The sequence below is a fragment of the Pseudoalteromonas sp. GABNS16E genome (assembly GCF_028598715.1).
Lineage (GTDB): Bacteria > Pseudomonadota > Gammaproteobacteria > Enterobacterales > Alteromonadaceae > Pseudoalteromonas > Pseudoalteromonas atlantica.
This window is the reverse complement of record NZ_JAQREZ010000034.1, coordinates 32855-48206: the sequence shown is the minus strand read 5'-3', so window position 1 is coordinate 48206 and position 15352 is coordinate 32855. Positions and strand designations below refer to the sequence as shown.

At 41.0% G+C, this 15352-nt stretch carries 15 protein-coding genes; 3 read left to right on the top strand and 12 right to left on the bottom strand.

Annotated elements, in window-relative coordinates:
• Window positions 1-280: 280 nt before the first annotated feature.
• From PSI06_RS13885 to PSI06_RS13870, 4 genes are all read right to left on the bottom strand, one after another.
• A complete protein-coding gene (locus PSI06_RS13885; protein ID WP_029771869.1) occupies window positions 281-763 on the bottom strand; it encodes a GNAT family N-acetyltransferase in 483 nt (160 codons plus the stop codon).
• A 28-nt stretch (window positions 764-791) separates the two neighbouring features.
• Window positions 792-2210, bottom strand: coding sequence for a serine hydrolase domain-containing protein (locus PSI06_RS13880; protein ID WP_004586275.1), 1419 nt, complete (start codon window positions 2208-2210; stop codon window positions 792-794).
• Between the two features lie 25 nt (window positions 2211-2235).
• A complete protein-coding gene (locus PSI06_RS13875) occupies window positions 2236-2673 on the bottom strand; it encodes a GNAT family N-acetyltransferase (RefSeq protein WP_004586276.1) in 438 nt (145 codons plus the stop codon).
• Window positions 2674-2872: 199 nt separating this feature from the next.
• Window positions 2873-3373 (bottom strand): lactoylglutathione lyase family protein, encoded by a 501-nt coding sequence (locus PSI06_RS13870; protein WP_273604509.1) that lies wholly within the window; start codon window positions 3371-3373, stop codon window positions 2873-2875.
• Between the two features lie 114 nt (window positions 3374-3487).
• Between PSI06_RS13870 and PSI06_RS13865 the strand changes: the two genes are divergently transcribed.
• The gene (locus tag PSI06_RS13865) at window positions 3488-4354 is read left to right on the top strand and encodes a LysR family transcriptional regulator (protein ID WP_273604508.1); all 867 of its coding nucleotides are present in this window, start codon (window positions 3488-3490) and stop codon (window positions 4352-4354) included.
• A 37-nt stretch (window positions 4355-4391) separates the two neighbouring features.
• Here the strand turns inward: PSI06_RS13865 and PSI06_RS13860 are convergent, their stop codons facing one another.
• The 7 genes from PSI06_RS13860 to PSI06_RS13830 all read right to left on the bottom strand — a co-directional run bounded on the left by PSI06_RS13860 (window position 4392) and on the right by PSI06_RS13830 (window position 13529).
• The gene (locus PSI06_RS13860; protein ID WP_273604507.1) at window positions 4392-5471 is read right to left on the bottom strand and encodes a heparan-alpha-glucosaminide N-acetyltransferase domain-containing protein; all 1080 of its coding nucleotides are present in this window, start codon (window positions 5469-5471) and stop codon (window positions 4392-4394) included.
• On the bottom strand, window positions 5455-6093 hold the full coding sequence (locus PSI06_RS13855) for a hypothetical protein (RefSeq protein WP_273604506.1): 639 nt from the start codon (window positions 6091-6093) through the stop codon (window positions 5455-5457). Before PSI06_RS13855 ends, PSI06_RS13860 begins: the two co-directional genes overlap by 17 nt.
• Complete coding sequence (locus PSI06_RS13850) at window positions 6086-8434, bottom strand: GNAT family N-acetyltransferase (protein WP_273604505.1); 2349 nt, start codon at window positions 8432-8434, stop codon at window positions 6086-6088. Before PSI06_RS13850 ends, PSI06_RS13855 begins: the two co-directional genes overlap by 8 nt.
• A 25-nt stretch (window positions 8435-8459) precedes the next feature.
• A complete protein-coding gene (locus tag PSI06_RS13845; RefSeq protein ID WP_273604504.1) occupies window positions 8460-9638 on the bottom strand; it encodes an MFS transporter in 1179 nt (392 codons plus the stop codon).
• Window positions 9635-10954 carry a lysine N(6)-hydroxylase/L-ornithine N(5)-oxygenase family protein gene (locus tag PSI06_RS13840; RefSeq protein ID WP_273604503.1) on the bottom strand — a complete coding sequence of 440 codons (1320 nt, stop codon included), beginning with the start codon at window positions 10952-10954 and terminating at the stop codon, window positions 9635-9637. The genes PSI06_RS13845 and PSI06_RS13840 overlap by 4 nt, the downstream gene beginning before the upstream one ends.
• Entirely contained in the window at window positions 10954-12492 is a 1539-nt protein-coding gene (locus tag PSI06_RS13835; RefSeq protein WP_273604502.1) for a pyridoxal phosphate-dependent decarboxylase family protein, read from the bottom strand. The genes PSI06_RS13840 and PSI06_RS13835 overlap by 1 nt, the downstream gene beginning before the upstream one ends.
• A gap of 359 nt (window positions 12493-12851) precedes the next feature.
• Window positions 12852-13529: a haloacid dehalogenase type II gene (locus PSI06_RS13830; RefSeq protein WP_004586285.1), complete on the bottom strand. Its 678-nt coding sequence runs from the start codon at window positions 13527-13529 to the stop codon at window positions 12852-12854.
• A gap of 150 nt (window positions 13530-13679) precedes the next feature.
• Between PSI06_RS13830 and PSI06_RS13825 the strand changes: the two genes are divergently transcribed.
• Window positions 13680-14033, top strand: coding sequence for a DJ-1/PfpI family protein (locus PSI06_RS13825; protein ID WP_273604501.1), 354 nt, complete (start codon window positions 13680-13682; stop codon window positions 14031-14033).
• A gap of 126 nt (window positions 14034-14159) precedes the next feature.
• On the top strand, window positions 14160-14306 hold the full coding sequence (locus tag PSI06_RS13820) for a hypothetical protein (RefSeq protein ID WP_198288820.1): 147 nt from the start codon (window positions 14160-14162) through the stop codon (window positions 14304-14306).
• A 116-nt stretch (window positions 14307-14422) separates the two neighbouring features.
• Here the strand turns inward: PSI06_RS13820 and PSI06_RS13815 are convergent, their stop codons facing one another.
• On the bottom strand, window positions 14423-15214 hold the full coding sequence (locus PSI06_RS13815) for a DODA-type extradiol aromatic ring-opening family dioxygenase (RefSeq protein WP_273604500.1): 792 nt from the start codon (window positions 15212-15214) through the stop codon (window positions 14423-14425).
• Between the last annotated feature and the right edge of the window lie 138 nt (window positions 15215-15352).

The following is a 15352-nucleotide window of genomic DNA, read 5'->3' as shown; positions in this document are numbered from 1 at the left end:
CCCTCAACTGAATCAATAGTCTAATTATATAAACATCAGTATATTAAGTGAACTAAATGTATAGATTAATAGATCATAAGCAGAACATACTTAGACCAAAAGGTGATCAGAGTTTTCACACAGTCTGGGCACTATTTAGTCACTCAACAACTTAAAATATTGATAATAATTGGCAAGATATTTTGCTTTAATGATTAGTTTTTTCGGCGGCCACAATGGCCACTAATATGGTTTAATACTAATCAAAGGCACATACGTACTTATTGCGCTGTTTGTGTGATTATAAACCCACTATGGCGCTTCGCCTTTCCATTAAAACTACATTGCGCCACACACCATTTAATTTACCTAGTTTCTCTCGATTTCCAACCGGCCTAAAACCATTGCGAGCATGTAAAGCAATACTATTAGTATTTTCAGGGAATATACTGGCTTGTAGCATCCATATACCGCTTTTTTCTGACTCATTAATGAGTGCTTTAAGCAGTGCCTGCCCCAAGCCTTTACCTTGGGCTTGGTTTGCAACATATACACTTACCTCGGCAACGCCCGAGTAAACCTCACGGCTAGAAACCGCAGATAACCCGGCCCAGCCAAGCACCTTTTCATCCTCAACTGCAACAAGACGACAACAGTTGAGCATAGAACTATTCCATTGCTCCCAATTTTTAGCTTTAGTTTGAAAAGTCGCGTTGCCGGTATCAATACCTTGCTGATAAATATTTTGAACGGCTAAAAAGTCGTTCTCTGCAAATGGCCTTATGATGGCTGTTACTCCAATTTGAAATTTGTTACGGCTTATAGCTAGAAATCAATTCATTGATTTTTCTTCTTACCGGTGACACTACATCTGACTGATTAGCTAAAATAACAACAATGAAGTCATCGTCTAAATGTATATCTAACCGCGCATCAACACCTAAATATGCACCGCCATGCCCTATAACTCGATTAGTATCGGTTCCACCGACTGAAAAACCATAACCATACCAAGGCGCTGAATTATACTGTGTTTTTTCACTATAAGCTGCTTGTGTTAACTCTTTATTTAATAATTTAAATTGTGTTAACGCCAAAGAAAAACGGTGTAAGTCCCCAACCGTCGAAAAACCTCCACCGGCAGGGCTGCCTTTAATAGCTCTGGTGTAAATACTATTCACCCAGCCGCTACTATGCATTCGCTTTAAATAACCCGTTGCTAGGTTATTGTTTACATCATCTAGTGCAAAGCTCCCCGAATTTTGCATACCCGCTTTTTTATAAATATGCTTATCTACATAACTGTAGTAAGACTCCTCAGTTACACTTTCAACTATAAGCCCAAGCATTAGCATTCCTGAATTACTGTATCGGTTTCGTGTGCCAGGTTTAAAAAGAAGAGGGGTACTTGCCACTAGGGGTTTATAAGCTGAAAGGTCTCGATATGCCTCTTTGTTGCTGGCATTAAATTCTTCATTAAAAAAGTTACCTAATCCTGATGTGTGCGTTAAAAGGTGCCTAACAGTAATTAAATCTGTATCGCCTTCAGGAAGCCAGCTTTTATCTACAAAGTTAACTAGCTTATCGTCGAGCTTGAGTTTGCCTTTTTCAATAAGTTGCAACGCCGCTATAGCGGTAAACATTTTATTCATAGAGCCTAAAGAAAACTTAGTCTCTAAATTATTTTTAACCTGCCACTCTTTGCTGGCATAACCTACCGCCTTTTGAAATAAAACATTTTGGCCTTTAGCGACTAATACAGCACCAGAAAACGCGTTGTTATTATCTAAGTTATCAATAAATTGCGCTAATTCTTGGCTAAAGCTTTTTGGGGTGAGTGAAGCATTTTTTATATTTTTTAACTCAACATCATTAAAACTGCTGTAGTTAATTTTGTGAGGAGGAGAACTTTGTTTATTTATAACAAGTTCATACTCAAAGTTATTATTTTGAGAAATAACACGTATACGATCATTATTATTTTTTTCTGGTAGGTACTCTAATACTTTTAGTTTTCCATAAGTATTTTTCTCGTTTAAAAACACTCCAACATAAGCATCAAGGCCGTAGGTCTCTATTCTACTCTGAGACATATTATTTGAGAGGTACTCAATAACTTCACTCTGAGAACCCTCGTTAAAAACAGTAATAAAATTTTGCGCTGTTTTTTCATTACCATGAGCCGAATAAGATAGGCAAAGTACAACTAAACCAGTAATAAGATGCTTCATAAAAATCCCTTTTTAATAATTAAAATTATAGCTTAATAATCGCTAACATATCGTCGTCATCCTCATCGAGGCCCACTTCCTCAAACCCGAAGCTTGAATAAAAGTTTTTAGCAACAGGATTTTGCGGGTTATAACAAATCTCGATTTGTTCAAGCTTAGAAATCGTTTTAATCTCTTCAATTGCCATAGCCAGTGCTTTGCGCCCAATGCCTTTATTTTGATGAGTTTGATCTACCATAAAGCGCCAAATAGAAACCTTTGCAGGGGTTTCTTGTACCCACATAAGAAAGCCAACTGGCAGAGCATTTAAGTAAATCGCTTTACAGGTATACCCGCTATTGTAGTGCGCCTCAACTAACGACCACATATTACACGCTACGTATTCTTCTTGCGTTTTAGTAACATCCAATTCGCATATGGCTTCATAGTTATCGGCGGTGATGTCTTCTAGTGACAGATTCATGTTTTTCCTTTAGAACAACTTTGTGCAATTAGTAAGCTATCAGTGTATGTACCTATAATCAATCAAATGAAGATATTGATTTTTATACACCCAATATTAGCCAAATTAATAATCTACAAGTCTATTTAAAACAAAAAGGCCGCAGTAAATAAATACTGCGGCCTTTGTTTTTAGCTAAACTTTTTTAAATTAGCTACGTTTAATAAGCGCCTGCGCTGTAAATAAGCTCGTAGCTGTGGCTGTAAATCTCAAGGATGTTACCAAATGGGTCTTCCATGTAGATCATGCGGTACGGCTTTTCGCCAGGGTAGTAGTAACGTGGCTCTGGCATACGTTTTTTACCGCCAGCTTCTACAATACGCTCCGCTAAGCCTTCAACATCTGGGTCTTGTACACAGAAATGAAAGATACCGGTTTTCCAGTATTCAAAGTTGTCTTTAGGGTTTTCTTGGTTTTTAAATTCGAAAATTTCGACACCAATACGGTCGCCTGTTGAAAGGTGCGCTATTTTAAATTTTTCCCAATTTGGGCCAAATACATCGGTACACATTTCGCCAATGGGGCTGTTATCTTCAGTGATCACGGTAGGCTCCATTATGGTGTACCAGCCCATCACCTTAGTGTAAAACTCGACTGCTTTTTCAACGTCGGGAACCGAAATACCAATGTGCGAAAAACTACGTGGATATGTATGACTCATAATGCTCCCTCTTTAACTTGTGACTTATCTTGTGGCTAGTTGATGGAGTTAGTTTACGAATCGACTAACATTAAGTAAAATTATCATTAATCATCGTTTTGAGTACGTTTTGTAATGATAAATCCAACATGGTTAAATACGTTTTGTACTTTGGTTGAGGTAAATCATTTTACCCAAACCGCCGAGCGTCTTTTTATGACCCAATCGGGCGTAAGTCAGCACATTAAAAAGCTAGAGCAGCAAGTAAACTGCGCGCTATTAGAGCGCCACGGCAAACAATTTACCCTTACCGTGCATGGGCAAAACTTGTATCAGCAAGGCAGTTTGTTATTAAAAGAATGGCAATTTTTAGAACAACAATTAAAAGATGACTCGCCTTACAGCGGCCTAGTAAAAATACAATCGCCTGGTAGTTGTGGGCTACAATTTTATAGCCAATTATTAGCATTACAGGCTGAGCATACCGAGCTTAATATTGATTATCGCTTTGCACCTAATACCAGTGTAGAGCAAGCGGTGGCAAACCACAGTGCCGACATAGGCTTTTTAACCCAAGCCCCCACGCTTAGCGAAGTTACCAGCCACAAAATTGGCCAAGAAGCTTTATTATTAGTAACCCCCACACATATTAAAAACCCAACATGGGAGGTTTTATGTGAGCTTGGCTTTATTGGCCATCCCGATGCAAAACACCACGCGCAGCTATTACTTAGCGAAAACTACAGCGAGTTTGAGCATGTTGATCAAATTAAGCGCACGGGGTTTTCTAACCAAATAAGTTTAATACTGGAGCCGGTCAGTTTAGGGCTAGGTTTTACGGTTTTACCTGCGCATGCTGTTAGCGCATTTAATAAACCTGCGCTTATTAAAACGCACCATTTAGCTAATCCGATTAGTGAAAATATTTATGTATGCCATCACCGAAATAGGCCAATGGCAAAGCGCATGAACACAGTAATTGAAGCAATAAAGGCCGGCTAGGGCGCGTGTAACTGCGCCCGTAAAGCCCCTTTACAGTTTATGCTGTGCGCTTAGGCTTTTGCTTAATAGCGAATATGGTTTGCTTAGCTTGCAAATACACTTTGTGCACTGCAAAGGTTAATAAGCTCATAAGTACCATTAAGCACAACGTTGGCCAAAACGACTGGGTATGATAACCAAACACGCCCATAAGCCAGCAAATTAGCACCCATTGAATAATGTAAAGGGCCGTTACATGTTTGCTCGCATATAAAAGAGCGCGTGTAATAAGGCCATTAAATTTATTGGCAATGGCATATTCTATTAAGGCTAATGCACATAAATTTAAACCCACTAAATAAATAATACCGCCGCCATTTAAGTGAAAAAAGTTGCCAAACTGGCCTTTAAAATCAATAAATAACCACACTGAACCAATCACTAATAATGCGGCCCCTAACTTTGCACACACATTAAATAAATACGCTGCATTATGTTGGCTATTTATATATACACGCCCAAGCACATACCCCGTTAATATAGCGCTTACCCACGGAAATACCGGAAAATAAACTTGGTAGTTATTAGCAAAAAACAAATCGCTAATGTAAGGCGAAAGCGCAAACTGCTGCCCCCTAACAAACTGGCTTACAAGTGCAATAGCCATGGCTAAACATGCAATCCATGGGGTTTTCCAGCGGGCAATATTAAGCGCGCCAAACAGCACTAAGCTCACCCCAGCAAGTTGTAAAATATCACCGGTTAACACCATAAATTGTAACTGCCCAGCACTGAGCGGGCTTTGCCAGCCATAGGCATTTATAAATGCCTCGGGCATGGTATTAAATACCTCAATGGGTAGCCAAAACTTTGCCACATTCATCAAATACGCAAGGAGTAAAAGCTGTATACCACGCTTAATTAATAACATGGGGGTTTGCCTGCGCGAAAGCGCCATAGACAGCCCCATTGCCACCAAAAACGAGGCTGTGCCTTTGCCAAGTATATGAATAACAGCACCAAATAGGTTCTCACTTTGAAGCGTTGTGCTCGAGTACATCCATAGGGTGTGTACCAAAATCATAATAAAAACGCTCGCACCTCGGGCAAGGTCTATCGTTTTAAGACGTGTGTTCATTGGTTTTAATATCCTTTTTAGGGCAGGTTTGGCATTTGCTGTAACCAGCTAAATAATAACGACAGCACGTTAAGCGATCGGCCGTTAATTTAAATGGGCTGTTTAAATTAAAGTGATTGCTGATTAAATTGTGTAGCTGTTGATGGCAATGTGTAGTGTGATCAGCGCTTGCTAAATTTAAGCTATGTGCGCGCTCAAATGCACTGTTAAGGGTGTCGATTAATAAGCGCCCTTGCTCTTTTTCACCCAGCGCATAATCTGTATTGATCCACTTACCTACACAGCTAATAAACTCAATAAGTGCAGTGTTTTGCTCGGCTTTACTTAATATAGGCGCACCGCTGAGGTTAAACCCTCGGCTATAAGCGCCATTAATTTTAAGCTGTAATTGCATGGGACTATGCGCGTTGTGTTTACACGTATACCAATAACAATAGGCATAAATAGTTTGCCAACAAAGCTGCAAATATAAATGCCGACTAATAAATTGCCCAGGCGCATGTGGGTAGTGCGCCTTGCAATGAATCGCTAATGTGCGCACTAAATCTAAGCTTGGATGAGCCGCAGTAGCTGGCTCATTTGGGCAAAATAAAAAGTACGCAAGGGTTACAGGCTTAGCCATACAACTTTGCCGATACCGGGTTATTTAAACTTCCGGCAAACTGTAAACTGCCTGCTGGGTCGGTTAAATCAACCATTTGTTTATTATTTCCAAGCTGCAAGCGGTTTAAGCAAGAGTGTGCAAATTCATCACTAAAAAAGTCATACTCTTTAAAACGCGCATTTAAGGCAGGGTTAGCCTGTTGATACGCTTTAACACTTTGCGCAACGCCGTGCCAAAAGTCGTGCTCGGTAATGCGCTCTTCTCTTACTAAAATAGCCACTAGGTATCTAAAAAAGCAGTCAAATACATCGGTAAATATGCTCAGTAATTCAAGCTCTTTTGGCATAGCAATATGAATACGCGAAACCTCATCAGGTAAAGGTTCAGTGCTATTAAGCAGCGCGACTTCTTCGCCTATGTCTTTCATGTAAGCGCCCACAGGGACTGAATTTTTAAGTTTTAAAATAAGGTTTTCGCCGTGCGGCATAAACACTAATTTATGGGCATAAAAACAATGCACTAACGGAATAAGATAGGCGTTAAAATAGTGTTGCAGCCAAGCATGTGTGCTTAAACCACTTTGATCTATTAATGCACCTGCCATACTTTTACCGTCGTTATCTAGGTGCAGTAGTGCGGCCATGGTGGTGAGCTGCTCATTATTTTGTAAGTTATGGTTTGGGTTTTCGCGCCATAAACAGGCAAACATTTTACGATACGGTGTATCGCCCAATGCGCTTTGCTCAAAGGTATGATGCGCATACCCTAAGGTGGCGTACTCTCTTAGTGCAGTAAAATTGCACGCACTGAGCGCGGGGTCGTAGTTTACTTTATTAAATACCCAATCATTTATAGCCGGGGTTACCGCCATATAAGCGCGCGAAAGCCCGCGCATAAAACCCATATTTAAAATAGACAGCGCCACTTTTAAATACGGCTTATGCGGGTGTGAGCAGTTATATAACGTGCGAATAGATTGTTGCGCTTGATATAAATCGTCGCCTTCACCTAAATACACTAAACGGTTATTGGCAAACTCGTTGGCAAACACCACACTTAATTTATGTTGGTATTGCCACGGGTGGGCAGGCATAAATAGGTAGTCGTCGGGGTTTAGGTTTTGCGTTTTTAGCGCTTTGTTAAACGCATTACGAGTGGTTAAATCAAGCTCGCCACTAATATGGCTTGGGTAATCACTAAAGTATTCACTATAAGCAAAATCACATACTGTTTTGTGCGCCGCTAACCACAGCACTTTAAACGGTTTACCCACCTCTGGCGCATAGCGTAAAAAGTCGCTTTTGCTAAAACCAATTCGGCCATTATTAGCCACAAACGCAGGGTGGCCTTCGCTCATTGCAGCCTCTATTTGTTGCAGCCCTAATTGCGCAAGTTCGGCTGCGCTAAGGGTGTTGTTTTCGCGTTTATAACAGGCACTGGCAAGTGTGGCGTTAAGCTCTTCAAGGTAGGTGGCTAAACGCTCGCCAGTTAAACCCAGCGCAGGGCCTTGCACGCTAAAAAAGTGCAGTACATCAAGCTCTGCTTGCTCGTTGTTAAGGTTATAAAAGCATAAGCTTGGCTCGTCTATATCTATGTGATTAAGCGCCATAGCACGGCCATTAAATATAAAATAACCCCCTTCAATATTTACTTTAAAACCTTGTGGGGTTTGCTCTGCAACCAATAAGCGCTCGTGTACCAGTTCGCTAATGGCTTTACTTTGTAAGTGCCTGTTAGCCCACTGCCAGTGGTCAAACTTTACATAGTCGGTGTTTATTGGCGTTTGCGCTTTGTGATGTAAATTAACGTGCGTTTCAAATGCAGCTTTATTACAAAATCCAAGGTAGGCGTTTTTATCACCAAGGGTTATTTGCTTAGTATGCACAAAGCCTAAACGCTTATTTAAGCTATGAATTTTACTATTGGCAATATCGGGCTCTACTACTACGCGTGCATCGGCATTATGAGTAAAAATACTGTGCAATACGCACTGCATTATTTCAAAACTAAAATGGCGTTTAGGCTGTGTATTTGGGGCAAGTAAAATATGCATGCCGGTATCGTTTGGCATTACCTCATAGGCAGCTGCGAGTAGCTTGTCGTGCTTTGGGCTGTAAAGCTCAACTAAGGCAAGCAGCTCATTATTTTGCTCAATAACATAGGCATGATGGTGCGGGTTGTTAATTATATCTTGGTAGGCGCTGCACATTTGCTCGGGGGTGTGTTTACTCATACCCCAAAAATGGGCGTAAGGTAGTGTAAGCCACTGGCAAATTATGGGCATATCGCTTTGCTGTAGTAACCGCATAGTCACATTACCTGTGTGTTGTAACGTGGTTACAAAAGATGAAAAATACATAAAAACTCCTAAATCTTTTTAATTATTAAGTGGCTGTGTGTGCAGCTTGGCCAACAAATTTAACGCGCCATAGCAAAATAGCGCCAAGGCTTGCAAAGCCAATGGCAGCAAAGTAAAAAGGCACGGTGGTATTAAAATATTCCACACTCATACCCACTAATAACGACGCTAAAATAACGCCAATATTTTGCGCAACATGCACTTTGGCAAAATCACTGCCGTAGTGAGCAGGCTCGCTTTTAGCAAATAGCATCACTTCTAATAAAACCATGACCTGAAATAGCGCTATACCGTATAAAACGCGAGAGCTGACAACTAACCACACCGACTCTTGCGCCTGTAAATAAAGCCCAATAGCGCCAAAAATAAGAGCACACAACAATGTACTGGTGCGGCTAAGCGTAGGAAAAGGTAAGTGCTGCCTAAAGTGGTTAAACAACAGCATAAGTAGGGCTGCAAAAGCAGGAATGGCGTACACAAGCGCACTTTGGAATGCACTGCTTTGTGCGCTCATTCCTTGCCAATGGGTAGTAAAAAACGGCCTAATTAAAAACGCACTAAAGTAAACAACCACGCTTATAAAGCAAAATTGCCAAATAAAATACGGTGTACGAGTACGTGGTTTTTCGCTTTCAATCGCTTGCTGATAAATACCTAACTTTAAGCTCACCATTAAATAGGCGCACAGCAGCACTTGTATAACATCGCCCGCAGCACTTAATAACAATGCATAACGCGGTGCATTTATACTAAAAAAGTACCCGCCCACTAACGCGCCGCCAATAGCACCAAAGTGCATAAGTACCGAAAACAAGCCAATAATAGAAAGATGCTTACTTTGCTGCTCTAAACGCAGTGCAAACGGGTAAATAAGCAGGTAACTGGCTTTAAGCACCAACATAAGCTGATAATAAAACCAAAATTCCCACACGTTAGTTGCAAAATAACAAAGCAAACCAAAGCAGGCGGCAATCACTTGCGTTACAAGCCAAAGAGCCAGCTCGTGGTATTTTTTGGCAACCTTTGCCCACAGGGGCAGCGCGAGCATAACGGTAATACAACAGTTAGCTACGAATACCCCAATAAGTGTGGGGTTACTTACAGAAAATTCGCTGGCAAAAAATTGCGGATAAAACGGCAGTAATAAGGTGTCGCACACTACCGAAATAACCGTAAGCAAAATAAGCGCTAAACGTAAACTCATGCGGCGTTACTCTTTTGCTGTGAATGGGTTTCTACATCGCTTAAATCAAAACACTGAAAAGCAATTTTTTGCTCAACCTGATACGGCGCATAACCGAGTATTTCGCGCAAAATTATACTGTTGCGATAACACGCCATGCCTAAATCGGGGGTTACAAAGCCATGGGTGTGCTGCTCTGCATTTTGTACAAATATACGTTTTTGTTCGCTATCTATTGCATACTCGCGGCTAACTAAGTAGCGGCCTTGTTCATCTTCTGGGAGTTGCTGTGCAATGGGGTTTAAAAAAGCAGGGCGCTTGTATTTAAAGCCTGTGGCACAAATTAAGTAATCGGTTTGTATTTCAAAGGCTTCATTTAGCTCTTGATGATAAAACTCAGTGACTAAGCGACCAGCACTTTTACGTGTATTAGTAAGCTTGCTGTTAGTTTTAAATGTGGTAGATATGGGTCCATCTAGGCTTTGCGCGTAAAGGGTGTCAAAAATGTCATTAATTAAATCGCCATTAATGCCTTTAAATAAGTTTTTTTGATTTTGATTAAGCCAATCTCGTTGCTCGGTTTTTAAATTATAAAAGTAATCAACATACTCAGGAGAGGTCATCTCAAGGGTGAGTTTAGTGTATTCCAGCGGAAAATAACGAGGCGATCGCGCAATCCAATCTAGCTGCAAACCTTGTGGCACGGCTTGTTGTAATAAGGTGTGATAAATTTCAGCCGCACTTTGCCCAGCTCCTACAACCGTAACGCGTTTAGCCGCTTTTAGCTCATCAAGGCGGTGGCAAAAATCGCTACTGTGCAGTACGTTATTTGAATTACTTTGCACTGCGCAATCAGGAATATATGGGGCAGGGCCGGTGCCAAGCACTATGTGGCGTGTAACATAGTGTTGCTCCCCATTAGGGGTTTTACAGGTAACGGTATAGCACTCACTTTGCTGGCAAAACTCAACCTTAGTTACACTTTGCTCAAAGCTTACGTTACTAAGTTGCGAGCACACCCACTGGCAATAGAGATTGTACTCTTTACGCAGTAAAAAAAAACTCTCGCGAATATAAAATGGGTATAAGCGGTTATTAAGCTTGGCATAATTTAAAAAGCTGTACTTGCTGGTAGGGTCTGCAAGAGTCACCAAGTCAGACATAAACGGCGTTTGTAAAGTAACACCTTCTAGCATCATGCCGGGGTGCCAATCAAATTGGCTACGCTGCTCTAAAAATAAGCTTTTCACGCCCTCCAGTGGCTCACTTAAACACGCTAACGACAAATTAAATGGGCCAAGGCCAATGGCTATAAAGTCATAAGGTTGGTTACTCATTATTTTTGCTCCTTGTACGTTTTCCACGCAATAGTGCTAATTTGTTCAAGCACGGCGCGCACATCGCTCAATTGGCACTGGGCATTAAGTAACGTAAATTTAAGGTAATGACGGCCGTTAATTTTGGTACGCGCAATCATGGCTTCACCAGTATTTAAGAATGTTTGGCGTACGTGCAGGTTTAGGGTGTCGAGTAAATCGGGGTTATGTTTTAGCTCCTCTGGCGCAAAGCGAAATACCAGCGCGCTGAGCTCTGGGTAATTTATAACTTCAAAATCAGGGTGGTCATTAAGTACAATGTGGGTTTGACGAGCAAGGCCAATTACTTTATCAAACGCTCGCCCAAGTGGCGCCTCGCCCATGGTGCGAAGTGTTAACCACAGTTTTAAGGCATCAAAACGGCGTGTGGTTTGTAAGCTTTTATCAACTAAATTTGGCGTGCCATTGCCAGCCTCAGCAAGCGGGTTTAGATAGTCGGCGTAAAGGGTAATATGGCTAAAGTAGCGTTTGTCACTTAATAAAAAAGCACTGCAGCTAACCGGCTGCATAAACGATTTATGGTAATCAATAGTAATTGAATCTACGAGCTCTATACCGTTTAAGGCACTTCGGTGATGCTCGCTTACCAATAAACCACCGCCGTATGCGCCGTCAACATGGCACCAAAGCTGCTCTTTTTTAGCAAGTTTTGCTATGTCTTCAACAGGGTCAATTGAGCCAAAATCGGTTGTACCTGCGGTAATTACCACAGCGATAGGTAAATCGCCCTTGGCTTTAGAATCCGCAATTGCGTGGTTAAGTGCGTCCATATCCATTTGCATTTTATTGTTTGTAGCCACGGGCACTACCGCGTTATAGCCAAGGCCCAGTAATGCCGCTGCCTTTTGAATACTAAAATGCGCAACCTCAGAGCAATAAATACGAAAACGAGAGGCTACTTCAGGCAAGCCTTGCAGTTTTACTTCATGATTAGGTGCATAGCGGCTCACTGCGACTTCGCGAGCAACAAGCATGGCCATTAAGTTCGATTGCGTACCACCACTGGTAAAAACACCATCAGCAGTGCTAGGTAATTTTGCTTTTTCACAGCTCCAATCTATTAATTTTTGTTCAATAAGGGTCGCGCCAGCGCTTTGATCCCAGGTGTCTACCGACGTATTGATTGCGCCAATGATGTGCTCTGCTACAACTGCAGGGTACGTAACGGGGCAATTTAAATGCGCCATATAACGCGGATGATGAAAATACACAGCGTGATCTAAATACACACTTTTAAGCTCGTTTAATACGGCAGGAAAATCAGCAAGAGGGTTGGCTAAATCTACATCATTTACAGTGGCGGCAAGTGTATTAACAGACACGCCAGAAAACGGCTTTTGCGCTTTAGCCATAGCTTGTTGTACAGCCGAAAGCCCCTGCAACGACGCTATTTGGTAGTTAATAAACTGATCGAGATTAAATTGAGGAGGTAACCCGTTTTGCTCAAATAATGCTTTATTTTCGACAGGGCTAAGCTGCGCCGATTGTAATTGTGACATATTCGCTCCTTGGTTGTACTTATATTGGGGCTGAGGATCTTAATGGTAACAATTTGCATTTACAATAATGATTAAGGGTTAGATATAGGTTTATTTTCGCAATTAGGAGTGACTGATTAGTTATAAGGAATTACTTTAAAAACTAACAAAGTATAAAATGAGCTAAGAGAAGGTGCCAAAATGCGTGCTAAATAATGACAGTTTGTAAAATAGTACGATGGTTGAAATATAAGAGATGAGAGAGGGTAGTAAAAAGCTAACGTATTATAAGTGGGCAGTACCACTATAAGAAGTAAGCCCCCTTTACAACTCGGTTAAACCTTAAGTGCTAAAGAGAGATATAAAAGTAAAAATGCAGCTTAATTGATATCTTCAAGCTTATTTTTTAAATCCACTAGATCGGTGGCTACGGTGGTTGGCTGAATTTCCCACGGATCAAAAATAGAATCCTCAGAGCGTTTTATCCATGCTCCGCGCATACCATGTGAAATAGCGCCGGTAATATCAAACGGGTTACTCGAAATAAGCCACGTGTTTGCGCCCGTTGAATTGGTCTCGCGTAAGAAATGGCTGTAAACACCTGGGTTTGGCTTAAATGTTTTCATATCGTCGGCACTTACTACACCTTCAAAAAGCTCACTAATACCTGCAGTTTCGAGCAATTTATTAACCGCGTCCGCAGCGCCATTAGAAAATGCAAACAATCGGTAATTTTGCGCTTTAAGTTGCTCAAGGCCTTTTTTAACATCGTCAAAGGCCGGTAAAATTTTATACTGATCAAGCAATTGCTGCTTCTGATCGTCACTAAGCTGCGTTTTATGCGCTAAACACGCGTAATCGAGGGCATGTTTGGTACATAACGAAAACGGTATATAGTTTTGCATCAACCCACGCCTAAACGAATACTCTAATTGTTTTTCGCGCCATGTATTTGAAAAGTTTTGCGCGTTATTGCCTATCATATCTTCAAGTAAAGACAGCACGCCGTGAGTGTTTATAAGCGCACCGTATACGTCAAATGCGAGTGTGGTTGCCATGTTTGCTCCCAATAATTTTAAGATACTTGTAAGTTAGTCGTTTTGAGCTTAACTTACTTTGAACGATTGCTCAAATTAATAAAGTTTACAACACGATTGCAGCGCCTATTATTTAAAAACGATACAAATTAAAGGACTAAATAACATAGTATGAAAATATATTTTTTAATTTACGACAAAGTTGAAGAGCTGGATTTAGTTGGTTCTTGGGAACTAATAGGCCTGCTGGCAGAAAAGGGGCTATGTGAAAAACCCAAATTAATATCGCTAAATTCTATGACTCCCTCAGGTGAGCACGGCATGCGTTTTAGTGCCGATTATCCTTTTACTGACCCAGTGCAGCTCGATGTATTATTTGTACCTGGCGGTAGTGGTGCACGTATAGCAATGGAAGACCTTGACGTTATTAATTATCTTAAAAAAACAGCTGAAAACTGCCACAGTGTTTTATCTATTTGCACTGGTATGTATTTAATGCAAAAAGCGGGGCTATTTAAGCATTAAAAAGTAACCACCCACTGGGCTTTTCTAGATCACCTTAAAAAAGATAACACTGTAACCGTAGTTGAAGAACGCTTTGTAAAAGATGGCAATATTTGGTCTTGTGCGGGTGTGTCAGCAGGTATGGATATGTGCCTTGCTTTTATTGCCGATTACTTTGGTGAAGATGTTGCCTCCACCATACAGTTAGACGCAGAATACTATCCGTCACCAATTATTTATGGTGACGCGCATAAAAATAGCGCCACATCTAATTACATTAAAAAGCTGCGTTAAAGCCCACTTTATAACTTTATGTTGGGCTTTGCTGCTCTTAACCCAACATACGCTTTGTAAACCCCCATTACACTTTGATTAAAAAACCAAAGGCGCTTGCACTGTACTAATTAAAATTAATAAAACTTATAGGTATCAAGCGCTAAAATATCCATTTCAATATCACTAAAGAGTTTTTCAACTTGCTTGCCGCCTGCGCCCAAAGCAGCAAAGAGTGGTAAAAAATGCTCTTGGGTAGGGTGGTTAAATAACACATGGGGTGCATCGGCTAAGTAATTTAAAAGTGCGGGTGTGTCTTGCGCTAAAAGCGCGTGTTCAACCCATTGGGTAAACGCTTTTACCATTTGTACACGGTTAGGTGTAGCAGGGGTTTTAAACACTTCTCGTAGGTTGTGGCTAATGCCGCCAGAGCCAATAATTAATATATTATCGTCACGAAGTGGGGCAAGTAACTGCCCATATTCATACATGGCTTTTGCGCCTAATTGAGTATTTATAGACACTTGTACAATAGGAATATTTGCCTGCGGGTACATTAAGCGCAGTGGTATCCATACACCATGATCCCAGCCTTGGCGTTCATCAAGTATTGCTGTAATGCCTTTATTTTTAAATAGCGTTGCAATATTGCCCGCAATCTCAGGATGTCCTGGAGCTGGGTATTTAATGTTATACATATGCGCAGGAAAATTGTAAAAGTCATGAATGGTTTCAGGCGCTTGCCCTGCGGTTATTACAATATTATGAGCCACTTCATCGTAGGCCATATCAAAGTGCGCCGAAAAAATAACAATAGCGCGTGGCGTGTTGAGTGACTTGCCAAGCGCTTTTAAAAAATCAGACGTTGGCGATTGCTGTACGGCCATAATAGGTGAACCGTGAGAGATAAATAGTGCAGGTTGAGCCATGGTAATACCTAAGGGTTTTATTAATATCCCCTTATTTTATTGGCTTTTATTTTGTTAATAAATAAAGCGCCCATTGAGATATTATAAATACAGTATTGTTAAACTGATTTTTATTTACCCCCTCGTTAAAAAGCCGAT